The organism is Pseudoalteromonas sp. MBR-15 (assembly GCF_053628915.1).
The window spans coordinates 179,828-205,623 of record NZ_JBRJHH010000008.1; the positions used below are offsets into that span (position 1 = coordinate 179,828).

Consider the following 25,796-nt stretch of genomic DNA (forward strand, 5'->3'; position numbering starts at 1 on the left):
TGATTATTAGAAAACCTACCCTCATTGCTGCAGCGTTTTGTAGCGTTTTTGCAAGCAGCAGTGTGCTTGCAAAAATTACCGCTGATGAAGCGGCACGTTTAGGTAAAGATTTAACACCCATTGGTGCAGAAAAGTCGGCAAACAAAGATGGATCTATCCCTGAATGGACAGGCGGTATTACAACGCCTCCTGCAGATTACAAACCGGGTATGCATCACCCTGATCCGTTTGCAGATGACAAGGTATTATTCACCATCGATAAGTCGAACGTCGATAAATACAAAGATCTCTTGAGTCCTGGTCAAATTGAGTTATTCAATACATACCCTGACACTTTTAAAATGAACATTTATCCAACCCGTCGCAGTGCTTCGTATCCTCAGTTTGTATACGATGCTACTAAAAAATACGCGACTACGGCTGAATTAGTTGAAGGCGGTAATGGTATTAAGAACACGGCAGTAGGCGTGCCATTCCCAATTCCTAAAGACGGCTTAGAAGCAATTTGGAATCACCTATTACGTTTTCGTGGTTTAGCCGTAGAGCGTTATGCTGGACAAGCAGCACCGACGGCATCAGGCTCGTATAATTATGTAGGTTTTGATGAACAGTTGTTAGTTGAATACTCAAATCCAAAGTCGACACCTGAACAACTTCAAGAATCAAATATTCTATTTAAGTTTAAGCAAAAGGTAACAGAACCTGCTCGACTTGCTGGTACCGCATTGCTTGTTCATGAAACAATGGACCAAATCTTAACGCCACGTCAAGCATGGACCTACAACTCAGGTCAACGTCGTGTTCGTCGTGCGCCGAACGTAGCCTATGATGCACCGGGTACTGCAGCAGATAGCTTACGTACAACCGATGACTTTGATATGTTTAATGGTTCACCAAATCGCTATAACTGGACATTAAAAGGGAAGCAAGAGCTTTATATTCCTTACAATAGTTATAAGCTTCATAGCGACAAGTTAACCTACGATGATATTTTACAAGCGGGTCATATTAACCCTGAACATGTGCGCTATGAAAAGCACAGAGTATGGGTTGTAGAAGCGAACCTTAAAGAAGGCACGCGTCATATTTATAAAAAGCGTGTGTTTTATATTGACGAGGATAGCTGGCAAGTTCATGTAGCCGATATTTATGATAATCGCGATCAAATGTATCGTGTTGCAATGTCGCATGGCTTGAACTACTACGAAGTACCTACGCATTGGAGTACGCTAGATGTATACCACGACTTAAATTCACGTCGTTATTTAGCGATTGGTTTAGATAACCAAGAAAAAATGTATGACTTCTCAAAAACATTAAACGACAATGAGTTTACCTCTAGCGCATTACGCCGCGAAGGTCGTTAATCTACACACCAGGCACCTGAAAACAGGTGCCTCTTGCAATGTAGGCAAGTCAACGTATGAAAAGTGTAATCACGATTATGTTGTTGGCTTGCTTTTTTATTCTATCGAAGGCGATTTATCTTTATGAAGTATTTGCTTTATGCTTGTCTTGCTTATAGTGCTTCATGTTTTGCTCAAGACATGCCACAGCCTCAGCAGGCAATTTCTGCTGTTAACGCAGACAAAACCCTTCTCACTGATATTGAGATATCAGGCAATCAACTGATCGCAGTTGGTAAACATGGTGTTGTCATTACCAGCTCAGATGCACAGCAATGGCAACAGGCGAGTGTACCTACACAAGTGTTATTAACGGCAGTTAACTTTTATGACACGGATTTAGGATGGGCCTGTGGCCATGATGCAACCATTATTAATACGACGGATGCTGGTAAAACATGGCAATTGCAACAGGCATTGCCCCATATGGATAAGCCGTGCTTAGACATCTTATTTACCTCAGCGCAGCATGGCTACGCAGTGGGTGCTTATGGGATGTTTTTTGAAACGAATGATGGCGGAAAAAACTGGAATAAACGGTTTTTAGACAGCTTATTATTTGAGGATGACCGTGATTATTTAAACGATCTTAAAAACAATGATCCTGAAGGATACGAAGCTGAAACAGCATCAATCCTGCCACATTTTAACCGTATTGTTAACGTTGCAGACCGTTTAATGCTCGTGGGTGAAATGGGTTTAATGGCGCAAAGCCTAGACAATGGTCAAACATGGCAGCGTTTAGAAGAAATATATATGGGTTCTTTCTTTACGTTTGCGTCAACTGCACAAAGCGGTGGCGAAGATCTTGTTGCAGGTCTACGGGGAAATATTTTTACACGCCAAGCGCAATCTCAAGAGTGGCTACAAGTTGACTCTGATAATCACGCTACCGTTAATAGCGCAATTAATTACAAAAATGAATGGCTATTATTCGCAAACAGTGGGGTTATTTTTCATATCAAAGATGGTGAGCTAACAGAAGAGCAGATGGCTGATGGTAAATCATTACTCGATGGCGTTGTATTTCAGAATAAACTGGTTATGGCTTCTGAAGATGGCATTAAAGTGAAGGAGTTGAATCAGTAATGCGTGGCTTTTTAGATTTTTTAGAAAAGGCGGTGTTTCGTCATCGTCTATTTGCGATTATTTCGTTTGCAGTAATCACTTGTTTTTTATTGTTTAAAGCAACACAAATTCAACTCGATGCGTCGTTTAATAAGAATATTCCACTAAACCACGAATACATGAAAGTGTATACCAAACATGAAAAGCAGTTTGGTGGTGCAAACAGCATTTTAATTTCAGTGTGTGATGCTGAGGGCGATATATTTAATGAGGAGTTTTTTACGCAGTTAAAAGCTGTTCATGACCAACTTTACTTTATTCCAGGGGTAAATCGTCCGCTAGTAAACTCAATTTTTGCTCCCAGTGCACGTTTTGTAGAAGTGGTTGAAGACGGCTTTGCCGGTGGCCCAATTATTCCAGCCAATTTTACTGCTGATAAACAAGGTTTAGCAGTTGTAAAAGAGAATATTGAAAAAGCAAAAGTTGTGGGGCGCATGATTGCGAGTGATTATTCATGTGCGATGGTGACAGCACAGCTACTTGAATTTGATCCCCAAACGCAAGAAAAACTCGATACCCTCGCATTTGCTGAAAAATTAGAAACACAAGTACGCGAACCGCTCAGTACAGACAAAGTCAGTATTCATATTATTGGCTTTGCGAAAATGGCGGGTGATGTTGCAGAAGGTGCGAAAGGGGTGGTGCTGTTTTTCGCTATTGCTATCGCATTTACATTTATCATGGTGTGGTTATTCTGCCACAGTTTAAAACTAACAATTTTGCCGATTGCTTGTTCAATTATAGCGGTCATCTGGCAGCTTGGTTTACTGTCAAGTCTTGGCTTTGGACTTGATCCAATGTCAATCCTAGTGCCATTTTTGGTGTTTGCTATTGGTGTAAGCCATGGCGTGCAAATGATCAACGACATTGGTAAAAAAGTGTGCACCGGCAGCAATACACGCGTGTGTTGTCAGGCAAGTTTTAGAGCCTTGTTAATCCCCGGTGGTATAGCGTTGTTATCTGATACGATTGGCTTCCTAACATTATTAACCATTGATATCGGTATTATCCGAGAGTTAGCGATTACAGCGAGTTTGGGTGTGGCGGTGATTATATTCACTAACTTGATCCTTCTGCCTGTTTGGGCGTCTTACATGAACTTTGAAGGTTCGGTGCGTATCCAATCTGGTAACCACACAGACAAACCAAACATGCTGGATACCTTGCGTGAAATTTTGGTTAAGACAACTGAACGTAAGACCGCAGCAGTCATCATTGTTTTAACGGCACTCCTCTTTGCAGTCGGTTACTGGCAGGCAGATAAAATGCGTATTGGTGACTTGCATGCCGGCGCACCTTCACTGCATCAAGATGCGCGATATAATCAAGACACCTTCTTGATTTCAGATAAGTACACGATTTCATCAGACATTTTAAAAGTGATTGTTGAAGCATATCCAGCAGCGTGTACAGAGCATGATGTAATGGAGCGAATCGGTCGTTTCCAATGGCAAATGGAAAATGTAGCTGGCGTACAATCAGCAGTGAGTTTAAGTAGCGTTGCTCAGTCGGTTAATGCTGGTTTTAATGAAGGTAATTTAAAATGGCAAAGTTTACCGCGTAATACCGCAAGCTTAGTGCAATCGACATCGCGTGTTGAGACCAGCTCTGGTTTGTTAGATGGTAACTGTTCAGTGATGCCTGTAATCATTTTCTTAAATGACCATAAAGCAGAGACAATTGATCATGTTGTCGCAAAGGTAAAAGAGTTTGCAGCTCAAGAGCAAACCGATAAAGTGCAATTTAAGCTAGCTTCAGGCCCTGTTGGGGTAATGGCTGCAACAAATGAATCTGTGTCGGCTGCACAATTACCGATGATGCTCTATGTTTATGGCGCAGTTATTTTACTTTGCTTAGTGAGTTTTAGGAGCGTAAAAGCCACAGTAGCCGTGGTACTGCCGTTGTATATCGTATCAACACTTGCGCAAGCATTAATGGTGCAATTAGAAATAGGCTTAACGGTATCAACCTTACCTGTTATCGCATTAGGGGTGGGGATTGGCGTTGATTACGGAATTTACATTCTGTCATCGATGATGTCACAGTTAAAACGTGGCGTCGCATTAGAAGTCGCTTACCGTAACGCCCTTGTTGAACGAGGCAGTGCAGTACTCTTCACAGGTATCACCTTGGCGATAGGGGTGAGCACGTGGATTTTCTCTGATCTGAAGTTCCAGGTGGATATGGGTATTCTGCTTACCTTTATGTTCTTAGTGAATATGTTAGGTGCAGTGCTGCTTTTACCCGCGATTGGTAGCTTCCTCTGGACTGACCAGAAAAAATAATGTAAATAATTGTGCTCCGATATGGCCAGGAATGGCCATATATATCTATATTTTGTGAATAGATGACCAAATAGCTGAAAAGCTTAAAATGATTTCATCGAAAAGGCTGTTTATTAGCTGTAAAAGAGTTAGAATTTACCTGACTCCACGCTAATAAATGGCTGTACAAATATTCTACTAATCAATAAGTAGTATAGATTAAGGAACATACAATGACACGAAATGAAGGGCAAGCCTCGGTTATCTTAGATAATGTCTGTAAGCTGATCCAGAAAAAAGTTCACGCTGATAATGTGTTACTCGTTGAGAAATTCGCCAAAGCCTTGTACAGCAATATGTCTAAAGAGGATTTGGCACATCGCAACGATAGTGACTTATATGGCGCTGCACTAAGCCTATGGAACTCGCTAGAAAAAAATAATTCTGATGACGCGGTTGTCCGTGTTTTCAATCCTGAAGTAGCAAAAGATGGCTGGCAGTCATCGCACACAATTGTAGAAATTATCGCTAAAGATATGCCTTTCTTAGTTGATTCTGTGCGCATGGCCATGACCCGCGAAAACATCGCTTCTCACTTGCTACTTCACTCTCCGCTTAAAATTCAACGTGATAAAAACGCAAAAATCACGGGTATTTCTAGCTTAAAAGCAGAGCAAGAATCAACGTCTACAAAAACGGTATTCTTTATCGAAATTGATCGTCAAACAGACGCAAAAGTGATTGAATCGTTTAAGAAAGAGCTTGAATCTGTGCTTGTTGATGTTTCTGTTGCTGTAGAAGATTGGCAGCCAATTCGTGAAAAACTAATTGCTGTAACGAAAGACTTACCGAAGCGTCACCATAATAATAAAGAAAGTGAAGTTTCTGAAACGGTTGAGTTTTTAGACTGGTTAGCGAAAGATAATTTCACTCTAATGGGATACCGTGAATACGAGCTTTCGCCAGTTCAAGGCGACTATCAGTTAAAAGGTAAAAAAGGCACTAGCTTAGGTTTAATGAAAAACTCAGACGAAGAGCACAGCCGTCTTTTATCTGAGTTACCTGAAGTGGCGCGTCAAGAAGCGCGTAGCAATAACTTACTCATCTTGACAAAGACGAACTCAGTGTCTCGCGTTCATCGTCCTGCGTACATCGATTATGTAGGCATTAAACGTTTCGATGATAAAGGTAACGTGGTTGGTGAAGACCGTTTCATCGGTTTATTCTCATCAAGTTTTTATAACAACAGCGCCGCTGATGTGCCAGTACTAAAAAGTAAAATTAACCGCATTATGGAAATGTGTGATTTTGCAAAAGGTACGCATGCATACAAAGCCGTGTTAAATATTTTAGAAACGTACCCGCGTGATGAGCTTGTACAAGCACGTGAAACCGAGCTGCTAGAAGTTGCAATGGGCGTGTTACAAGTACAAGAGCGTGATATGTGTCGCATTTTTGTTCGTAAAGACGCATACGGTCGTTTCTTCTCGTGTATGGTTTATGTACCACGCGAGCGTTACAACACCGCACTTCGCCGTGAAACACAAAGTATTTTAGCGAATGCATTTAATTCTGACGAAAAAGTCGAATTTACTACTTTCTTCTCTGAGTCGACATTAGCCCGTACACACTACACGGTGCGTGTGACTGACAATAATATTGAATATAACGTGAAAGACATCGAAAATAACCTAATTGAAGCGGCCCGTACTTGGGAAGATAGATTACAATCTGCATTACTTGAAAGTGCAGGTGAAGCACGCGGTAAAGAATTAAACCGTAAATATGCGCAAGCTTTTGCAAGTGCGTATAAAGATCAAGTTCTTCCAAGCGCTGCAGTTGTTGATATTGAAAAGCTTGAGCTTCTTAGCGACGAAAACAAATTAGAAATGTTGTTCTATCGTCCGCAAGAAGAAGCGAATACCAATGTTGTACGCTTAAGCTTGTTCCATAAGGATGAGCCTATTCATTTATCTGACGTCATGCCAATGTTAGAAAACTTTGGACTTCGCGTTGTAGGTGAAACGCCTTACTCAGTAAAAACAACTGATGGTAACGTTAATTGGATCATGGACTTCACCATGCTAATTGACAACAAGGGTATCGCTGACTTTGATAAAGTGTCAGCTCGATTCCGTGCTGCATTAACAAATGTCTGGAACAATCGTTTAGAAAACGACGGCTTCAACCGTTTAGTATTAATGGGTGGCTTAACAGGCCGTGAAGCATCAATTTTACGTGCTTACGCGAAATATATGCGTCAAATTGGTGTAACGTTCTCGCAAACTTACATTGAAAGTACTTTTGCTAATTACCCGCATATTGCATCGCAAATCGTTAATTTATTTACTAAGAAGTTCTCTGTTAAGAACCCTGGTAGCGAAAAGACGCTTGAGAAACTGATTAGTCAAATTTACCTTGAGCTTGAAAACGTTGCTAACCTAGATGATGACCGTATCATTCGTTTATACGTTGATATGATTAACGCGACACTGAGAACTAACTTCTTCCAAAAAGAAGCTGATGGCCAATTTAAGTCATATGTATCGTTCAAAGTACAGCCTTCTATGATCCCTGAAATGCCACTACCGCTTCCAGCGTTCGAGATTTTCGTTTACTCGCCGCGTGTTGAAGGTGTGCATTTACGCGGTGGCAAAGTTGCGCGTGGTGGTCTGCGTTGGTCAGACCGTCGTGAAGATTTCCGTACTGAAGTATTGGGTCTTGTTAAAGCACAACAAGTTAAGAATACAGTTATTGTGCCAGTAGGCTCGAAAGGTGGTTTCGTTTGTAAGCAACTTCCAACAGACCGTGAAGCATTCTTTAAAGAAGGCCAAGAGTGCTACAAAATCTTTATCCGTGGTTTATTAGACATTACAGATAACATTGAGCGTGGCGAGATTGTTCCGCCTGTTGATGTTGTCCGTCATGATGAAGACGACCCATATCTTGTTGTTGCTGCCGATAAAGGTACTGCTACATTCTCTGATATCGCAAATGGCATTGCTAACGAGTATAACTTCTGGCTAGGTGATGCTTTCGCATCAGGTGGTTCAGTGGGTTATGACCATAAGAAAATGGGTATCACTGCAAAAGGTGCGTGGGAATCTGTTAAACGTCATTTCCGCGAAATGGATATTGACTGTCAAACAACAGATTTCACTGTGGTGGCCATAGGTGACATGGCGGGTGACGTATTTGGTAATGGTATGTTGCTTTCTAAGCACATTCGACTGCAAGTGGCGTTTAACCACATGCACATATTTGTTGATCCTAACCCTGATGCAGCGACGTCATATCCAGAACGTGAGCGTTTATTCAATCTACCACGTTCTTCGTGGGAAGATTACAATAAAGATCTTATTTCACAAGGGGGTGGCGTTTTCTCTCGTGCCGCTAAATCAATTAGCTTAAGCCCTGAAATGAAGAAAATGCTTGGCACCAAGAAAGCGAGCATGACACCTAATGAGTTAATCAAAGCTGCCTTAATGATGGAGTTTGATTTACTGTGGAATGGTGGTATCGGTACTTACATTAAGAACTCTAAAGAAACAGATGCAGATGTGGGCGACCGCGCGAATGATGCATTACGTATTAATGGTGCTGAACTTGGTGCGAAAATCTTAGGTGAGGGTGGTAACTTAGGTGCGACGCAACTGGGTCGTATCGAATTTGCTGCCAAAGGTGGCCGTGTAAATACTGACTTTATTGATAACGTGGGCGGTGTTGCCTGTTCGGATAACGAAGTTAACATCAAAATCTTATTAAATGGTTTAGTGGCTGAAGGTGACTTAACACGTAAACAACGTGATGAGTTACTGTATTCAATGACCGATGAAGTGTCACAACTAGTCATTAAAGATTGTTACCGTCAAACGCATACACTGTCTATTACTCAGTCTAAAGGTACGTCAACACTTAAAGAAAAAGTACGCTTTATTCATGCACTTGAAAAAGATGGCAAGTTAAATCGTGCGATTGAGTTCATCCCAACAGATGAAGAATTAGCTGAGCGCGCAGCCGCAGGTAAAGACTTAACTCGTCCTGAGCTGTCTGTGCTTGTTTCATACGCGAAAATGGTTCTTAAAGAGTCTCTTGTTGTTGAAGAGATCACAGAAAACCCTTATTACCGTCAGTTGTTAGTTAATTCATTCCCAGTGCCACTTCGCGAGAAGTTTAACGACGCAATGGATAACCACCCACTTCGTAAAGAGATTATTGCAACTAAACTTGCCAATAATATCGTAAACGATATGGGCCTTAACTTCATGGTTCGTATGAATGAAGAAACCGGTGCAAACGAAGCTGAAATAGCACTGTGTTATTCAATCGCTAAAGAAGTGTTCCAGATGACAGATACGTGGTCATCAATTGTGGCGCTTGATAATAAGATACCAGCGGCAGTTCAGACAGAAATGCTGTATCAATTACGCCGTACTGTACGTCGTGCAACACGTTGGTTCTTACGTCACCGTAATAAAGCACAAACGATTGAACAAGCAATTGAGTTCTTCTCACCCACATTCGCCGATTTAAGCGAAAACTTAAACAGCTACATGGTTGAGAAAGAAAGCGAACGCTTAGTTAAAGCAGCAGATAAATTGATTGATAACAATGTGCCAAAAGCACTGGCTACGCGCATTGTCTCACTTTCAAGCTTATTCTCTGTAATGGACTTAGCTGAAATTGCTAATAACTCAAATTGCAGTATCGACATGGTGTCTAACACTTACTTCAAGCTGGGTGCGCGTATGGGATTACATTGGTTCTTAGACCAAATTACGAATCAACCTGTTGCAAACCATTGGCAAGCACTTGCTCGTGCATCATACCGAGAAGAGCTTGACTGGCAACAACGCACATTGTCAGCGGTTGTGTTAAATAGCTTTGTTGGTGACAACAAAGATGTAGACGCACAAATTGACGAGTGGATGGATAATCAAGAGTTGTTATTACAACGTTGGAAACAGATGTTATCTGAGTTTAAGACATCGCAAAGCCACGATTTTGCGAAGTTCTCAGTGGCACTTCGTGAACTAATGTTGCTAAGCCACAACTGTGACACTTCCAAATAAATGAAAAGTCGTTAAAATACATACCCCAGCTCGCTGGGGTATTTTTTTGCCCTTAATTTGCAATGTACCGTTTTAATAAAGCTACACTGTTTATTTTACCTAAGGAACAAACCATGTTTTATGATCTAGCTCGCCGTTTTATGTTTACCCGTGATGCGGAGTGGGCTCATGAATTTGCACTTAATAATTTACGTCGATTTGCGCATACTCCATTGAGTGCAGCATGGTCACAAACAGTCCCTAATAAACCTGTTAATTTTCTTGGCTTAGAATTCAAAAATCCGGTGGGTCTTGCAGCTGGGCTAGATAAAAATGCCGAGTGTATTGATGCTTTTTCACAAATGGGATTTGGTTTTGTTGAAGTCGGTACAGTGACACCTCGTCCACAAGCCGGTAATGACAAACCACGTATTTTCCGCTTACCTCAATCAAATGCGATCATTAATCGTATGGGCTTTAATAATAAAGGAGTCGATAACCTTGTTAATAATGTTAAAGCTGCAAAGTATGATGGCATTCTAGGTATCAATATTGGCAAAAATAAAGACACACCTAACGAGCAGGGTAAAGACGACTATATCCACTGTATGCGCAAAGTATTCGAATATGCATCGTACATTACGGTCAATATCTCTTCGCCAAATACGCCAGGATTGCGTGATTTACAGTACGGTGAAGCGCTAGATGATTTATTACAAAGCCTGAAAAATGAACAGTTGGATTTGGCTGCAAAACATAATAAGCACGTGCCAATGCTTGTCAAAATAGCGCCTGATCTTGATGCAGTACAGATTTCACAAGTCAGTGACTCATTGATCAATAATAAGATCGATGGTGTTATTGCGACAAACACCACACTTGAACGTGCAGCAGTTCAAGGACAACAGTATGCAGATGAAGCTGGGGGCTTATCGGGGCAACCTGTACGTGCTCGCTCAACCCACGTCGTTAGTGAGATAAAGCGTCTAACTGAGGGTAAGTTACCTATTATTGGTGTTGGTGGAATTGATGATGCAGAATCAGCAAAAGAGAAGTTTGCTGCCGGTGCAGACCTCGTTCAAGTTTACACGGGTTTCATTTATAAAGGCCCAGAATTGGTAAAAACGATCCTAAAAGGCTTATAAGGATCAGTTATCTAAGCAATTGATCATTAATAAAATGTTCTAAAAAATCATTTTATTAATGGTCTGCTTTAGTTATACTTATGTGCTAAGTATGCAGGAATTTTTTATTTTTAGTAGAGGGAGGAGTCATGTTACAAGCATCAAAGCAATGGAAATGGCTTGCTTGTTCTAAAAATAATCGTCTTTTGGTTGACCTTGACCAAAATATGCAGCTATGCACGCCTTACAAACTTCGTCAGCTCACTGATGCTGTCTTGTGTGAACCAAATTTTAGCCTCGAAGACGCTGATTTTTACCAACAAGTCTATCAATATCTTGAGACATTCTCGCTCTGGAGCCCTGCGCAACTTTGCCAAATTGCTTTGAACGCGACTGCGGTTAAATTTCATTTAAAACCAGTGCTTGCTAAAAGTTGGTTTTTTCATGAGTACCATGGCAGTGAACCAAGTGTTGAAGCGGTTGTTAAACTTTGCTCACACGCCCAAGAAGGTGAGTTTTTAATTGTTGATCATTGCAGCGATGCGTCTGTGTGTATTAACTTAAGTGAGCACTTTCAGTTAGATGAAAATCTATCGTTGCAGCAATTTGAAGCTATCAAAGTGCTAAACAATCGTATCTTTCCTGTTTATATCCAACAAAAACAGTTTAAATCTGCTTAATATCCCTTTAAATGATGGCGTTTTTGTTCGCTAAGCTATGCTATAATCCTGCGCAATTAGCATTTAAGGGTTTTTACTTTGCAATTTATCGCACTTACTTCTATCGGAATCGAAAATTTACTTGTTGAAGAGTTAACAGAGCTTGGCGCAGAAGTCTCAAAGCAAACTGTTGGTTCTGTCCGTTTTGAAGCTGACAGCTTATTAGCACAAAAAATTTGTTTATCGAGTCGGTTTGCGACGCGAATTCTAATGTTGATAGAAGAGAAAGAAGGCGTTAAAGACAAAGACAGCCTGTATAATTTTGCACGATTGCAGCCATGGCAAGAATGGTTTGGGCCAAAACAGACATTCGCTGTTGATTTTACGGGTACGAATGATTACTTAAAAAACACGCAGTTTTCTGGTTTAGTAATAAAAGATGCAATTGTTGATTACTTTGCTGACTTGTTCGAACAGCGTCCAAATGTTGATAAATACAATGCTAATGTGCGTGTTGTTGCACGATTAAACCGTCATGGTGTGGCGTTGTATATTGATTATTCTGGTCCTCGTTTGTCTGAACGTGGATATCGTCAAGATCAAGGCAAAGCCCCCATAAAAGAACACTTAGCAGCTGCACTTGTAAAACGCAGTGGCTGGCTTGAAAATGTTCAACAACCATTATTCGATCCATGTTGTGGCTCTGGTACTATTTTGATTGAAGCGGCTAGTATGGCACGAAACGAAGCACCTGGTTTATTCCGCGAAGGCTTTGCATTTGAGCGCTTACCTAGTTTTCGAATTCAAAAGTATAAAGAATTAAAAGCAGAATTAATGGCACAAATTACAGAGCCTAAATTGTGGTTAATTGGTCATGATATTGATGCCTCTGTTATTGCAAAAGCACAAGAAAATGCTGAGCGAGCAGACCTTGCAAGCGTGATCAAGTTCAAGCAAAGTGATGCTACAAAACTGACTAGTGTTGCTAAGTTGCCCGGTGTTGTGATTTCGAACTTACCTTATGGCGAGCGACTCGGCTCAATGGCTGAGCTGGTTAACTTGCATCGTAGTTTAGGCGTGGGCTTTAAAAAGCACTTTAATCATTGGAAGTTAGCTTTATTAGGCACAGATGAAAGCTTATTTAAATTATTGAAGTTAGTAAAACTCAAACGCTATAAGTTTAAAAATGGCCCATTAGATGTCGTGCTTAATCTCTATCAACTGGACGATAAACAAGTTGAATTAAGTAAAGAAGATAAACCTGCACTTAACTATGAAGGCTCAACAGCATTTGCTAATCGTTTAAAGAAAAACAAGCAGAACCTAAAAAATTGGCTAAAACAAAACGAAGTAAGTTGCTATCGTGTTTACGATGCAGATATTCCTGAATACAACGTCGCTGTTGATGTATATGATAACGCCGCGGTTATTTTCGAATACGCCGCCCCGAAAGAAATTGATGACAGTACAGCGCAAAAACGTTTGCAAGATGTCATAAGTTTAACCGCTGAGCAATTAGATATAGCCGCTGAAAATATTGCAGTAAAAGTTCGCAAAAAACAAAAAGGCGAAGAGCAATACACCAAAGTTTCAAAACAAAATCGCACCCAAGTGGTTGAAGAATTTGGCGCTAAGTTTAAAGTGAATTTGTTTGATTATTTAGATACGGGTTTATTCCTTGACCACCGCTTGGCTCGTCGCTACATTCAGCAAAATGCAAAAGATAAACGCTTTTTAAATTTATTCGCTTATACCGGTAGTGCATCTGTTCATGCTGCATTGGGTGGCGCAAAAGCGATTACCACGATTGATATGTCGAAAACCTATTTAAAATGGGCACAAGAAAACTTTGACCTGAATGGTATTAGTAATACTCGTTATCGTTTTGAACAAGCCGATTGTTTAAAGTGGTTAGAGTATGCGCAGGGCCAATATGATCTTATCTTTTTAGATCCGCCAACGTTTTCGAATTCAAAACGCATGAAAGATGCTTTTGATGTTCAACGCGACCATATTAAATTATTGACTTGGGTAAAGAAAATTCTAAGTCCAAATGGCACATTAATTTTCTCTAATAACAAACGCGGTTTCACAATTGATGAAGTGGGTCTGATGGGCTTAGGGTTAAAAGCAGAAAATATTTCAGCGAATACCTTATCTCCAGACTTTAAGCGTAATAAGCAAATTCATAATAGCTGGCTAATTACTCATGGCTAAGTTTACTTTGTATCACACAGATGGTTGTCATTTGTGTGAATTGGCCGATGAATTATTAGTGGCTGCCAAGGTAAATTTTGTAGCGCACGATATTATGGACGATGAACAGTTAATCAGTGCGTATCAAACGAGTATTCCAATTGTTAAAAAAGAAAATGGTGAAACACTATATTGGCCATTTGATGAATTACAGTTAGCAAAATTTATTGCTGATAATTAAGAATAAGAGTAGTAGTCACGATGGATTTAATCAGAATTGCCAAAGCACAGCTTGCTTACGGTACACATCCTTTACTTGATGATGCTGATGCGGTTATTGAGTCAGGTGAACGAGTGTGTATTGTAGGGCGCAATGGTGCCGGTAAATCAACGTTATTAAAAGTGTTAGATGGGCAAGTTACCCTAGATGATGGTGAGATAAACCAGTTAGGTGGTATCCGCATTTCTCGTTTAGAGCAAGATCCACCAAAAGGTGCTCAAGGTACTGTATTTGACTACGTAGCCCAGGGTATGCCAGATATAGCTCAGCTATTAATTGATTATCATCAGGTCAGTAATCAAATGCAAACCGACTGCAATGACAAGTTGCTGAATAAACTTGAACGTTTATCAAATCAACTTGAAACAGTGGATGGATGGCGGTTTGATACGCGTATTCAACTGGTTTTGTCACGTTTAGAGCTCGAACCTGAAGCTAAATTAGAGTCATTATCTGGCGGGTGGCTTCGTAAAGTTGCCTTAGCACGAGCCTTAGTAAGCGAACCCGATTTGTTATTGCTTGACGAGCCAACCAACCACTTGGATATGAACAGTGTTATTTGGCTTGAGCAATTTTTAAAAGAGTTTAAAGGTGGCATTGTTTTCATTTCTCATGACCGTGCCTTTATACGTGCTGTTGCAACGCGGATTCTTGATTTAGACCGCGGTAAACTTGTCTCTTATCCTGGGGATTATGCCACCTACTTAGAGCAAAAAGCACATGATTTAAAAGTAGAAGAAGCACAGAATGCCCTTTTTGATAAACGTTTAGCAGAAGAAGAAACGTGGATCCGTCAAGGGATCAAAGCCCGAAGAACACGTAATGAAGGACGTGTGCGTGCGCTAAAAGCGCTTCGTAAAGAACGTCAACAACGTGTTGAGCAAGTGGGTAAAACAGACTTCAATATCGAAACGTCAGAGCGCTCTGGTAAGTTAGTCTTTGAAGCGAAGCATATTGCCCACGCTTTTAAAGATAAAGTGATTGCTAAAGACTTCTCTACACTGGTCATGCGTGGTGATCGTATTGGTCTTGTCGGTCCTAACGGTATCGGTAAAACAACATTATTAAAAATTCTTTTTGGTGATTTACAACCGGATGCAGGTACCGTTAAGCAAGGTGTAAACCTTGAATTTGCTTATTTTGACCAATATCGCGAGAAATTGGATGAAGAAGCCACAGTGCAAGATAACGTAGCAGAAGGTAAACAAGAAGTGATGATGGGCGGTCGTTCACGTCATGTGTTGGGTTATTTGCAAGATTTCTTATTTCCGCCAGCTCGTGCACGCACGCCTGTTAAAGCACTGTCAGGTGGGGAGAAAAACCGTTTATTACTCGCGAAATTATTTTTAAAGCCTTCGAATATTTTGGTTCTGGATGAACCGACCAATGATTTAGATATTGAAACACTTGAGCTATTGGAAGATATTATTAACCAATACCAAGGAACTGTTTTGATTGTAAGTCACGACCGTGAGTTCATTGATAATACATGTAACTCCGTGTGGGCCTTCGAGGGTGATGGTAAAATAAGTGATATTGTGGGTGGTTACAGCGATTATGAAGCCTACACCGCATATTTAGCCGAACAGCAAAAACAACAGCAGCAACAAGTGAAACCAGAAAAGTCTGCTGGTGTGAGTAATGATAAAACGCAAAAGAAGAGCAATAAACTCTCTTACAAATTAAAACTTGAATTAGAAGAATTACCCAGTAAAGTGGAACAACTTGAAAAAGCGCTCGATGCTCAGCAACTTGTGGTTAGTGATCCGGACTTTTTTAAGCAAGATGCAGCAATTACAACAGAAGCATTGAACCATTTAGCCCAGTTAGAGTCTGAGCTTGAAGCCGCATTTGAGCGCTGGGAAGAACTCGAAGATTTAAAGAATCAGTAGTAAGGATTAAAATGAAATATAAACTACTCGCTGCCAGTATTTTAGCCACCTTAAGTACCTCAGCGATGAGCGCGACCTATAAGCTAACAGAGCTTGGTGGTTTAGATGGCGCAAAACTGAATTATGTAACAGACGTTAGCGAAAATGGTCATGTTATTGGTTTAAGTAATGGTGTTTACAGATTACCAATTGATATTTCTTATATTGATTTTGATGACAATGCTATTAAGTCTGCTTACGAAAGCGAAAAAGACAGATTTGAACTAATTGATAAAGAAATTACGTTTACACTTGATGACATTGAAAATAACGATGCCGTAAATACCAATGCCGATGCGCATACGTTTATGATCCGTTTTTTAGCGAGTGATAGCCGTTCTGTGGATTCCGAGTATCAGAAATTAGCGAGTGCAATTGCCACTGTCTATAGCGCTGAGGGGTCAACTGAACAAGTTATTTTTGATGAACAATCATTGGATTATGATGGTTTAACACGTTCTACATCTAACTACTTAAGTGCGGTTGCTGAAGACGGTGTTATGGCGGGTTGGGGCAGTGCTCCTTACGAGAAAACATCTTTTACACAAGCAGATGAAGACGAAGCGGAGACACATTTCTTACGTGATTTTATTAGACGGGGAGTGGTGATTTCAGCTGATGGTGTAAAAGTGCCTCTTACTCCTGAGTTTGATGAATTTGGCGGTTTTAGTGCTGCTTATGATATTGTTAAAACAGAGCTTGGTTACGAAGTTGTTGGTACCGTGTCGACAGACATTGCAGAAGATCGCCAAGAAAATATCGACGACAGGTGTGATGGTGAAGACGAGCCTGTTTCAGATTGTGTTGAGAGTATTGAACGAAATAACAATAATGGAATATACAATAAACGTGCCGTTAAATGGACATTAGATAATAATTTCAACATCACGAATACTGAAATTTTGGGCTTAGGTTTAACTCCTAAAGACGATGAAAAATTCGCTTTTAAAAGTGGCGCTTATGCGATTAACAAAAATGGGTTAATTGCGGGTATGTCTGATGTGCGATACAAAGACACAGATCGACGCACCACGATGCCGGTTATATTCGAAAACGGAGAAGTCAAAGAATTTATCAATCAGGACGATGATTGGCAATTAGGCCAAGTGCTGTCGATGAATGACAATGACATTATTGTTGGTTATGCTTCAAAGCGCATTGAGGGTAGAACAACAACTAAGTTTTATTATTATGACAAGCAAAATGACACTGTTGTATTCCCAAGCGACTACTTTGCAAGTTCAAACTCAATTGCTAATGATGTAAATGATAATGGTATTATTGTCGGTGAAGGTGAAACCGATATTTTTAATTCGTCTACACGTCGCCGTGAAGGTTTTATGTACACCATTGGTGAAGATAAAATTGTTAATTTAAATGATTTATTACCGTGTTATGAAGCAGATGGTGAAACACGTTTTGGCTACAAAATAGCTGAAGCGAAATCAATCAACAACAATAACGAAATTTTCGGTGTTGCGACTAAAACGGTTGAGAAAACAGATTCGTTTGGTAATGTAGTGCGTGATGTTGATGGCAACATTGAACACGAAAGTGTTGCGGTGGCTGTAAAACTAACACCTATTAGTGGCAGCGTAGAGGAATGCCCAGCGGAAGAAGTTGAGCAATATGAACGTCAATCTGCAAGCTTTCCGTGGTTTGCGTTTTTACTGTTGCCATTTGCTGCAGTGCGCCGCGTGTTCAGTAAGAAATAATTAACTACGCGATAATTAACAGAAAAAACCCAGCTTAAAGCTGGGTTTTTTGTCTATACTGAAAGGTATGTTTTTTAGTTTTTTGTTGTTGCTTTATTTATGACGGTGTAGCCACGCTTTTCGCACTGAGCGCTTCCAAAGCATATCAATCGCAAAATAGCCTACAAGTGATGCCGCTGAAGCACAAATTAATGAGCCGACTAAAAAAGCGGGTCCAATCGTAGTGAGGCTATCTATAAACCATTGCCAACTTGGCTCAAAATGGAAATGTTGAGTTGGTTGAGCAAGGGCTATAGTCCCAACAATGTATGAACAATAAAAGATAGGAGGCATTGTCAACGGGTTAGTGATCCACACTGTTGCAACAGAAATAGGCAAGTTAACACGTAATGGAATTGCCAAGGCGGCAGCTAAAACCATTTGAAAAGGAACAGGGATGAAAGCAAAAAACAAACCTACCGCAAAAGCACCCCGAGCGGAGCGTCTATTTAAGTGCCATAAGTTGGCGTCATGTAATAAACGACCAAAAATTCTTAAATATTTATGATCTCTTACCTTGTTATGATCGGGTAAAAACCGTTGGATCGTTTTTTTAGCCATCTAAAGCAACCATTTACATCTATTTGGTTATGCAGTGGCTTTGTGTTGGGGTGTTTTATAACCGTTTACACACTGAACACTGCGGCGTTCTATATAATGAGTTTTGCTGTCATTTTAGCGAGTCTCTATTTTAAGCCTTTTTTGTCGGTATTGTCAGGGTTTATTTGTGGTATTTTTATCGTAATTTTTCATTATCTTATTTTTTACTCAGCCAGTTTATGTCAAATAGAAATAGACAAACCCATTGACGCTCATTTACAGATTATTTCAATTCACTCTGTTGCATCGCCTTATTATGCCAAAGTACGCTTGATTAATGTTCAAGGCTGCTCGCTGCCTCGGTTTATAGCCCCTTTAGCGATGCTAAGTATTACGACTGAAAAGCAACTAGATGTGGGAAGCTTGTTAACAAGCCAAGTTAAATTAAAAGCATTTCGAACTGTTAAAAACTTTGACAGCTTTAATCGTGAGCGCTTTGCGTTCACAGAGCGAATTATTTATAAGGGCAGAACAGTTGGCAAAACACATCATTTAAGCAGTACAAGTAGCGCTACAATCAGGTCACACTATCAATCTTATATCAGTGATATTACCGCGGGTACGAAACTACAATGGATGTACTATGCCTTATTAACAGGGGACAGAAGTAAAATTTCGTCAGTCGATAAAACTCATTTGCGCGAACTGGGGCTCAGTCATTTACTTGCGATATCGGGACTACATATTGGCCTGATATTTACACTCGGTTTTTATACCAGCAAATGGGTGTTTATGTGTACTCAGGTTGCTATTAAACAAAGCATGCAACTTAGTAAACTTTTTGTGGTGTTTGGGTTCTGTTGTGCATTTTTGTATGTTTACTTAAGCGATTTTGTTGTATCTGCAACCCGAGCGTTGGTGATGTTGGGTTGTTACTTAATAATTTACCTTTTAGCTAAAAATCCCCTGCAGTGGCGAAGTATCTTATTTGCTTTATCAGTGGTGTTGGTCATGAATCCATTTTCACTACTCAATCCTGGTTTTTATTTTAGTTTTACTGCTGTTGCCATTATTTTTTTAGTGATTAACCAGCCTCTAACTATAAAAAACGGTTTAATAAAGCACAGTGTTCAGCTGTTTATGATCCAAGGAGCGCTTTTTGTGGGGCTTTTACCTTTGTCGTTATATTTTTTCGACGGAGTCAGTGTCATTGGCCTTTTAGTTAATTTGATAGCTGTGCCATTGATTAGTTTAGTGGTTATGCCGCTCTTAGTAATGTATTCGCTGTTGTCTATGATTGTTGATACAAGTTACGTTTTTAAGCTGTTCGATGCTGTATTTTACAGCTCCTTTGAGTTTATTATTTCAACGCCTGATGATTGGCGTTGGGTTGATGTGAGGATTAATGGTTTTAAATCATTGTTGTACTTGTATTGTACCCTGTTAATTGGGCTGTTTAGCCCATTTAAACGCTTTAGTATAATCCCGAGCTTTATTTTTATTATTGACTGGTTGCTGACACCAAAACCTTTATTTCAATTAGATTTATTTGACGTAGGACATGGTCTAATGGCGATGGTAAGCACCAATAATAAAGCCATTGTGTATGATTTAGGTCCGCAATACTTTGCGCGTTATGATTATGTAAATTCAGTACTCGTTGCAAATATTCGACAACAAAACTTAGAAGTTGTGGCGACTATTATAAGTCATCAAGATAATGATCACGCGGGAGGACTGACGAGTTGGAAACAAGCAGGTTACACTGCTACGTTTGAAAAGTTTCATCCCAGTGGAATCAAACTGCCATGTTTGTCTCAGCATTTTAAATTTGAAAACCTCAATATCACTTCGCTTACAGCCGACTCGAATCATGATAATAATAATGATCGCTCCTGTATTTTAAAAATAAGCAATCCCCAGCATAGCGTGTTATTGACTGGCGATATTTCTAAATTCATTGAACAGCAGTTAGTGAGTCAGGAAGTTGATTTAAATGCGACCATTCTTATCAGTCCCCATCATGGTAGCAATACATCTTCAAGTGGCCTATTTATTGATGCTGTAAATCCTGAGATTGTACTTCATTCATCTGCCTACCAAGGGCAATGGTCGTTTCCTCATTCTGATGTCGTTAAGCGATACAATGACCGTGACATACCACAATACACCACAGCTGAGTATGGACACATAAGAATAAAATTTTACCCGCAGTCATACCGTTTAGAATTCGCCCGTGAGCAGGAAAGTTACTGGTTTGAATAAGATTGGCGTTTTGTTTTTACTGTCATAAGGCTACAATAGTCGAAGTCTATGAATAAGAGAGTGTTATGGATCAAACTACAACCCAAATCTATAAGCGATTAGTGAGTTATGTCGGTGATTACAAATTAATCGCTTTTTTTGCAATCGTGGGCATGATTGGTTATTCAGCAATGGACGCCTTGTTTATCAACTTAATGAAACCTTTCATTGATGAAGGGTTAAATGCCCGTAATTCGAAGGTGTTAACATATGCTCCATTTGTCGTTGTTGCACTGGTATTGGGACGTGGGATGTTCAACTACATGTCATCGTATTGTTTGAGTTATGTTGGCTCACAAGTCGTGCGTACATTACGCCAACAGTTATTTGAACATATTTTACATTTACCCGTTTCTTTTCATGATAAAAATTCGAATGGTGATTTAATATCAAAGATCACATTTGATACAGAACAAGTACAGCAAGCGATTACCAAAGCATTATTAATTGTGGTGAGAGAGGGCGCCTTTGTTGTTTTTTTATTGTTTAATATGTTTTATACCAGCTGGAAATTATCACTTATTTTCTTAGTGATTATTCCTCTCGTTGCAGTGATTGTTGCGTTTGTATCTAAACGTTTTCGAATGATTTCAAAAAAAATTCAATCGGCAATGGGTCAAGTTACCCGTACTTCAGAGCAAATGTTGTCAGGCCATAAAGTGATCCATGGTTTTGGTGGACAACAACAAGAAATCGCTCAGTTTTCTGCAATTAACAACCACAACCGCCAGCAACGCATTAAAATGGATGCGACGAAAGCTTTAAGCGTGTCGATTATACAAATATTAGCAGCCAGTGCGATGGCGGTTATTTTATGGGTTGTATCGATGCCGTCGATGATTGACACGATAAGCTCAGGTGATTTTGTGTTATTAATTTCATCTATGATGATGTTGTTAAGACCCTTAAAGCAACTTTCTAATGTGAACAGCGACCTTCAGCGAGGTATTTCGGCTGCACAAAGTATATTTTTAGTACTTGATGAAGAAATCGAAAAAGACACAGGTACATATACAGTAGATAAGGTAACAGGCCGCATTGAAATTAAAAACGTGACATTCTGTTACCCTACTAAAGAAGAGCCTGTTCTTAAAAACTTAACACTCAGCATTGATGCCGGTGAAAGTATTGCATTGGTCGGGCGCTCAGGCTCGGGTAAATCTACAATCTCTAATTTATTACCTCGTTATTATGAATTAGAAGGTGAAAGCGAAATATTACTCGACGGTGTGTCACTTGCCGATTACAAGCTAACGGATCTTCGTAAACAGTTTGCATTGGTCTCTCAGCAAGTCGTGTTGTTTAGCGACACGATAGCGAACAATATTTGTTATGGGTTAGACAGAAGTTTGACTGAAGATGAATTAATTGCTGTTGCCAAGCAGGCCCATGTTTGGGAGTTTGTAAAAGACTTACCTGAGGGTTTAAATACCTTGGTCGGAGAAAATGGTGTGATGTTATCGGGTGGTCAACGTCAGCGTATTGCCATTGCGCGAGCCATCTTAAAAGATGCACCTATTTTGATTCTTGATGAAGCAACTTCAGCGCTTGATACCGAGTCAGAGAAACTGATCCAACAGGCACTTGATACTTTAATGAAAGAGAAGACATCAATCGTGATTGCGCATCGTTTATCAACGATTGAAAACAGTGATTGTATTTATGTTATCGATAATGGCCAAGTAATCGAAAAGGGCACTCATAACGAGCTGCTAGAAAAAAACGGTACTTACTCTGCGCTTTGTAAGATGCAATTTGGTGAACAATAGTGAGTATGATTGAACAAAGCTGGTACAAACAGCCCCGCTTTTTAACGGTGCTGCTTTTACCTTTGAGCTGTATCTTTTGGCTAATTTCAACCTTACGAGTTAGTCTCTATAAGCTCAAAATACTTAAGGCGTTTAAGGCCAATGTTCCTATCATTGTTGTTGGCAATATTAGCGTAGGTGGTAATGGTAAAACCCCCTTTGTTATTTGGCTCGCTGAGTACTTACAACAGCAGGGTTTAAAGGTCGCGGTAATCAGCCGTGGATATGGCGGTAAGTCTTCGAGTTATCCGCTGTTAGTCACACAAAAAACAACCCCAAGTGAAGCGGGTGATGAACCTGTACTTATTCAACGTCGGCTAGGATGCGTGGTGATGGTAGGACCCAATCGCCAAGCGAGTATTGAAAAGCTGCAACAAGAACACGCTATTGATATCATCATTTCAGATGATGGTATGCAGCATTATAAAATGGCGCGTGATATTGAGTGTTGTATTGTCGACAGTGAACGCCAGTTTGGCAATGGATTTTTGATGCCTGCAGGCCCGCTAAGAGAAACTAAAGCGCGTTTAAAGTCAGTTGATGTTGTGGTAGAGAATGGTGGGGCGACAAACTACCGCTATGACTTAGTACCCAGCCAATTTAGATCGGTTGCATCTTTTGAACGCGTATCAGATACGCTAAATACCGGGCACGCTATCAGTGCAATTGGTAATCCTTTACGCTTTGAGTTAAGCCTTAAGCAACAAGGCATAGACCTGCTTTCGACACACCATTTTCGAGACCATTATAACTATCAACCGACTGATTTTTCGGGCTTTGAAAATGATGCCGTGTTCATGACTGAAAAAGACGCAGTAAAGTGCTTTAGTTTTGCTAAACCTAATTGGTATTATCTACCTGTTGATGCAAGGCCGACTGCCGCTGTTATTGAAAAATTACATTCATTATTAAAACAAAAAGGGATCCTTCATGGCCTTTGATACAAAATTACTTGAAATAATTGCTTGCCCAGTATGTAAAGGTAAGTTGCGCTTAGATAAAGAAAATCAAGAGCTTATAAGTACTGCTGCAAAATTAGCTTACCCAATAAAAGATGATATCCCTGTGCTTCTTGAAAACGAAGCGCGTGAATTAAGCCAAGAAGAGGTTGATAAGTGGAATTCGTAGTTGTCATTCCTGCACGCTATGCTTCTAGCCGCTTACCGGGTAAACCCTTAGCTGATATATGTGGTAAACCCATGATCCAGCATGTTTACAACAAAGCGGCTGCATCAGGTGCAAGTGCTGTGTATGTTGCCACCGATCATCAAGCGGTGTTTGATGTTGTAAAGGGCTTTACAGATAACGTATTAATGACACGTGAAGACCATCAATCGGGCACAGAACGACTTGCCGAAGTGGTTGAAAAGCTAAACCTTGCAAGTGACACGATTGTCGTCAATGTACAGGGTGATGAGCCATTATTGGCCAGTGAAAACGTCAGTCAGGTGGCAAAGTTACTGGCGGAATCTGATGCACCGATGGCAACGCTCAGTGCTAAAATAACTGACTCGGATGATATATTTAACCCGAATTGTGTCAAAGTTGTCAGTGATACTGAGCAAAACGCACTGTATTTTTCGCGGGCGCCTATTCCTTATCATCGCGATGCAATGATGAACGACGATAACAGCACGCTAAATCTGGCTGATTATGCGCGTCATATTGGTATCTATGCGTATCGTGCTGGCTTCATTCAGCAATATATCGCATTGCCTGAATCGCGTTTAGAACAACTTGAGTCACTTGAACAGTTACGTGTTTTATACCACGGCTATAGCATTAAAATTGCAGGAGCTGTGTGTGAACCTCAAGCCGGTGTTGATACACCCGACGATCTCACACGTGTAATAGCCGCTTTGAGCAACGAGTGCAATGACTGATGTTCACGCTGTTCACCTTCACGCTAGCGAAGATGACTTTTTTGTTTTTTACAAACCTGCGGGCGTTAGCTTTCACAGTGAAGACTGTGCAGGGTTTGTTGTACTTGCAGAGCAACGAGTGAATGAAAAGCTGTTTCCTGTTCATCGGCTAGACAAAGTAACGTCTGGGTTAATTATTTTAGCCAGAAACAAGCAGGCAGCAGCAGAATTTACATCGCTTTTCACTGCGCACCAAGTGAATAAATTTTACCTTGCTGTGAGTGATGAAAAACCTAAAAAAAAGCAAGGCTGGATCAAAGGTGATATGCAAAAAAGTCGCCGAGGTGCGTTTAAGTTGCTAAAAAGCCAAGAAAACCCAGCTATCACGCGCTTTTATTCAAAAAGTATTCGCCCCGGCCTGCGCGCATACTTATTAAAACCTTTTTCTGGCAAGACGCATCAATTAAGAGTGGCAATGAAAAGCATTGGTGCGCCTATATTGGGTGACGTTACTTATGCTGGTAATCCAGATGAACGTACTAATTTGCATGCATATGCCCTGCAATTTATGTATCAAGGTCAACTAAAAGAATATCGCTGTGCGCATACGACAGGCGCATATCTCAATGAAGTTTTTAACGCAGACGAATTCAAAGAGTGGCTGACTCCTTGGACGTTGGATTGGTAAATGAAAGAAACAACACAAGACATTCGCTTCGGTGGTATCAAGCGCTTATATGGCCATCAACAATTTGATTGGTTACAGCAAGCACATTTTTGTGTCATAGGTATTGGTGGCGTCGGAAGCTGGGCTGCTGAAGCATTAGCACGCACCGGGGTAGGTCAATTGACGTTGATTGACTTAGATGATATTTGCGCAACGAATGTTAATCGTCAAATACATGCTTTAACTGGCACGATTGGTGACGCTAAAGTAGACGCGATGAAAGCGCGTTGTGAATTAATTAACCCAGATATTAAAGTCAATGTCATTGATGACTTTATTACCCTAGATAATATTCGTGAGCACATTCAGGGCTTTGATTATGTAATTGATTGTATTGATGCAGTAAAAGAAAAAGCGGCACTGATAGCCCATTGTAAGCGAGTCAAGTTACCTGTTATTACAACCGGTGGTGCTGGGGGACAAACGGATCCTAGCCAAATTAGTTTTGGTGATGTTGCTAAAACAACCCATGACCCATTGCTTGCAAAAGTCCGTTATATTCTCAGAAAACAGTACAACTTTAGTAGCAACCCTAAGCGAAAATTTAATGTTGATTGTGTTTATTCAACCGAACAATTAGTGTATCCAACGTCCGACGGTGAAGTGTGTCAAGCAAAACAAGGCGCAGATGGCTCGATGAACATGGATTGTAATAACGGTTTTGGTTCAGCAACCATGGTAACGGGTAGCTTTGGCTTTTTTGTTGCAGCTAAAGCAATTAGAAAATACCTGGATAAAAAACAGCGAAGTTTAAAATAGCGC

The 25,796-nt window shown here is 40.3% G+C and carries 18 protein-coding genes; 17 read left to right on the top strand and 1 reads right to left on the bottom strand.

Annotation, left to right across the window (positions count from 1 at the left end; translation table 11 throughout):
• The first annotated feature begins 2 nt into the window (after nucleotides 1-2).
• The 10 genes from ACSSVW_RS12685 (at nucleotide 3) to ACSSVW_RS12730 (ending at nucleotide 17,754) form a co-directional block, all read left to right on the top strand.
• Nucleotides 3-1,367: a DUF1329 domain-containing protein gene (locus ACSSVW_RS12685; protein WP_036969224.1), complete on the top strand. Its 1,365-nt coding sequence runs from the start codon at nucleotides 3-5 to the stop codon at nucleotides 1,365-1,367.
• Nucleotides 1,368-1,490: 123 nt separating this feature from the next.
• On the top strand, nucleotides 1,491-2,495 hold the full coding sequence (locus ACSSVW_RS12690) for a YCF48-related protein (protein ID WP_075593621.1): 1,005 nt from the start codon (nucleotides 1,491-1,493) through the stop codon (nucleotides 2,493-2,495).
• The gene (locus ACSSVW_RS12695) at nucleotides 2,495-4,819 is read left to right on the top strand and encodes an efflux RND transporter permease subunit (protein WP_036968689.1); all 2,325 of its coding nucleotides are present in this window, start codon (nucleotides 2,495-2,497) and stop codon (nucleotides 4,817-4,819) included. The genes ACSSVW_RS12690 and ACSSVW_RS12695 overlap by 1 nt, the downstream gene beginning before the upstream one ends.
• A gap of 212 nt (nucleotides 4,820-5,031) precedes the next feature.
• Nucleotides 5,032-9,870 carry an NAD-glutamate dehydrogenase gene (locus ACSSVW_RS12700; RefSeq protein WP_036968686.1) on the top strand — a complete coding sequence of 1,613 codons (4,839 nt, stop codon included), beginning with the start codon at nucleotides 5,032-5,034 and terminating at the stop codon, nucleotides 9,868-9,870.
• 113 nt (nucleotides 9,871-9,983) lie between these two features.
• On the top strand, nucleotides 9,984-10,994 hold the full coding sequence (pyrD, locus tag ACSSVW_RS12705) for a quinone-dependent dihydroorotate dehydrogenase (protein ID WP_065979872.1): 1,011 nt from the start codon (nucleotides 9,984-9,986) through the stop codon (nucleotides 10,992-10,994).
• Nucleotides 10,995-11,122: 128 nt separating this feature from the next.
• The gene (locus ACSSVW_RS12710) at nucleotides 11,123-11,653 is read left to right on the top strand and encodes a cell division protein ZapC domain-containing protein (RefSeq protein ID WP_036968679.1); all 531 of its coding nucleotides are present in this window, start codon (nucleotides 11,123-11,125) and stop codon (nucleotides 11,651-11,653) included.
• A gap of 78 nt (nucleotides 11,654-11,731) precedes the next feature.
• A complete protein-coding gene (rlmKL, locus tag ACSSVW_RS12715; RefSeq protein ID WP_036968677.1) occupies nucleotides 11,732-13,849 on the top strand; it encodes a bifunctional 23S rRNA (guanine(2069)-N(7))-methyltransferase RlmK/23S rRNA (guanine(2445)-N(2))-methyltransferase RlmL in 2,118 nt (705 codons plus the stop codon).
• Entirely contained in the window at nucleotides 13,842-14,069 is a 228-nt protein-coding gene (locus ACSSVW_RS12720; protein ID WP_454179443.1) for a glutaredoxin family protein, read from the top strand. The genes rlmKL and ACSSVW_RS12720 overlap by 8 nt, the downstream gene beginning before the upstream one ends.
• Nucleotides 14,070-14,089: 20 nt before the next feature.
• A complete protein-coding gene (uup, locus tag ACSSVW_RS12725; protein ID WP_065979874.1) occupies nucleotides 14,090-16,000 on the top strand; it encodes an ATP-binding cassette ATPase Uup in 1,911 nt (636 codons plus the stop codon).
• 11 nt (nucleotides 16,001-16,011) lie between these two features.
• Nucleotides 16,012-17,754 carry a DUF3466 family protein gene (locus ACSSVW_RS12730; protein ID WP_454179444.1) on the top strand — a complete coding sequence of 581 codons (1,743 nt, stop codon included), beginning with the start codon at nucleotides 16,012-16,014 and terminating at the stop codon, nucleotides 17,752-17,754.
• A gap of 93 nt (nucleotides 17,755-17,847) precedes the next feature.
• On the opposite strand, the gene ACSSVW_RS12735 is transcribed toward ACSSVW_RS12730, so the two are convergent.
• A complete protein-coding gene (locus ACSSVW_RS12735; RefSeq protein WP_065979876.1) occupies nucleotides 17,848-18,354 on the bottom strand; it encodes a DUF2062 domain-containing protein in 507 nt (168 codons plus the stop codon).
• A 96-nt stretch (nucleotides 18,355-18,450) separates the two neighbouring features.
• Here ACSSVW_RS12735 and ACSSVW_RS12740 point away from each other — a divergent pair, with 96 nt between their 5' ends.
• The 7 genes from ACSSVW_RS12740 to tcdA all read left to right on the top strand — a co-directional run bounded on the left by ACSSVW_RS12740 (nucleotide 18,451) and on the right by tcdA (nucleotide 25,793).
• Nucleotides 18,451-20,598 (top strand): DNA internalization-related competence protein ComEC/Rec2, encoded by a 2,148-nt coding sequence (locus tag ACSSVW_RS12740; RefSeq protein ID WP_454179445.1) that lies wholly within the window; start codon nucleotides 18,451-18,453, stop codon nucleotides 20,596-20,598.
• A gap of 65 nt (nucleotides 20,599-20,663) precedes the next feature.
• Nucleotides 20,664-22,406, top strand: a complete 1,743-nt coding sequence (msbA, locus tag ACSSVW_RS12745) for a lipid A export permease/ATP-binding protein MsbA (RefSeq protein ID WP_065979878.1) — start codon at nucleotides 20,664-20,666, stop codon at nucleotides 22,404-22,406.
• Nucleotides 22,406-23,386, top strand: coding sequence for a tetraacyldisaccharide 4'-kinase (gene lpxK, locus ACSSVW_RS12750; protein ID WP_036968657.1), 981 nt, complete (start codon nucleotides 22,406-22,408; stop codon nucleotides 23,384-23,386). The genes msbA and lpxK overlap by 1 nt, the downstream gene beginning before the upstream one ends.
• Nucleotides 23,376-23,573, top strand: a complete 198-nt coding sequence (locus ACSSVW_RS12755) for a Trm112 family protein (protein ID WP_036968654.1) — start codon at nucleotides 23,376-23,378, stop codon at nucleotides 23,571-23,573. The genes lpxK and ACSSVW_RS12755 overlap by 11 nt, the downstream gene beginning before the upstream one ends.
• Nucleotides 23,561-24,328 carry a 3-deoxy-manno-octulosonate cytidylyltransferase gene (gene kdsB / locus ACSSVW_RS12760; RefSeq protein ID WP_036968651.1) on the top strand — a complete coding sequence of 256 codons (768 nt, stop codon included), beginning with the start codon at nucleotides 23,561-23,563 and terminating at the stop codon, nucleotides 24,326-24,328. The genes ACSSVW_RS12755 and kdsB overlap by 13 nt, the downstream gene beginning before the upstream one ends.
• Entirely contained in the window at nucleotides 24,321-24,995 is a 675-nt protein-coding gene (locus tag ACSSVW_RS12765; protein ID WP_421419657.1) for a TIGR01621 family pseudouridine synthase, read from the top strand. Before kdsB ends, ACSSVW_RS12765 begins: the two co-directional genes overlap by 8 nt.
• Nucleotides 24,996-25,793 carry a tRNA cyclic N6-threonylcarbamoyladenosine(37) synthase TcdA gene (tcdA, locus tag ACSSVW_RS12770; RefSeq protein ID WP_036968641.1) on the top strand — a complete coding sequence of 266 codons (798 nt, stop codon included), beginning with the start codon at nucleotides 24,996-24,998 and terminating at the stop codon, nucleotides 25,791-25,793.
• Nucleotides 25,794-25,796 lie beyond the last annotated feature (3 nt).

Coding starts and splice junctions, on each gene's coding strand:
- ACSSVW_RS12690 (WP_075593621.1), top strand. CDS start 1,491: ATGAAGTATTTGCTTTATGCTTGTCTTGCTTATAGTGCTTCATGTTTT.
- ACSSVW_RS12695 (WP_036968689.1), top strand. CDS start 2,495: ATGCGTGGCTTTTTAGATTTTTTAGAAAAGGCGGTGTTTCGTCATCGT.
- ACSSVW_RS12700 (WP_036968686.1), top strand. CDS start 5,032: ATGACACGAAATGAAGGGCAAGCCTCGGTTATCTTAGATAATGTCTGT.
- pyrD (WP_065979872.1), top strand. CDS start 9,984: ATGTTTTATGATCTAGCTCGCCGTTTTATGTTTACCCGTGATGCGGAG.
- ACSSVW_RS12710 (WP_036968679.1), top strand. CDS start 11,123: ATGTTACAAGCATCAAAGCAATGGAAATGGCTTGCTTGTTCTAAAAAT.
- ACSSVW_RS12720 (WP_454179443.1), top strand. CDS start 13,842: ATGGCTAAGTTTACTTTGTATCACACAGATGGTTGTCATTTGTGTGAA.
- uup (WP_065979874.1), top strand. CDS start 14,090: ATGGATTTAATCAGAATTGCCAAAGCACAGCTTGCTTACGGTACACAT.
- ACSSVW_RS12730 (WP_454179444.1), top strand. CDS start 16,012: ATGAAATATAAACTACTCGCTGCCAGTATTTTAGCCACCTTAAGTACC.
- ACSSVW_RS12735 (WP_065979876.1), bottom strand. CDS start 18,354: ATGGCTAAAAAAACGATCCAACGGTTTTTACCCGATCATAACAAGGTA.
- ACSSVW_RS12740 (WP_454179445.1), top strand. CDS start 18,451: ATGAGTTTTGCTGTCATTTTAGCGAGTCTCTATTTTAAGCCTTTTTTG.
- msbA (WP_065979878.1), top strand. CDS start 20,664: ATGGATCAAACTACAACCCAAATCTATAAGCGATTAGTGAGTTATGTC.
- ACSSVW_RS12755 (WP_036968654.1), top strand. CDS start 23,376: ATGGCCTTTGATACAAAATTACTTGAAATAATTGCTTGCCCAGTATGT.
- ACSSVW_RS12765 (WP_421419657.1), top strand. CDS start 24,321: ATGACTGATGTTCACGCTGTTCACCTTCACGCTAGCGAAGATGACTTT.
- tcdA (WP_036968641.1), top strand. CDS start 24,996: ATGAAAGAAACAACACAAGACATTCGCTTCGGTGGTATCAAGCGCTTA.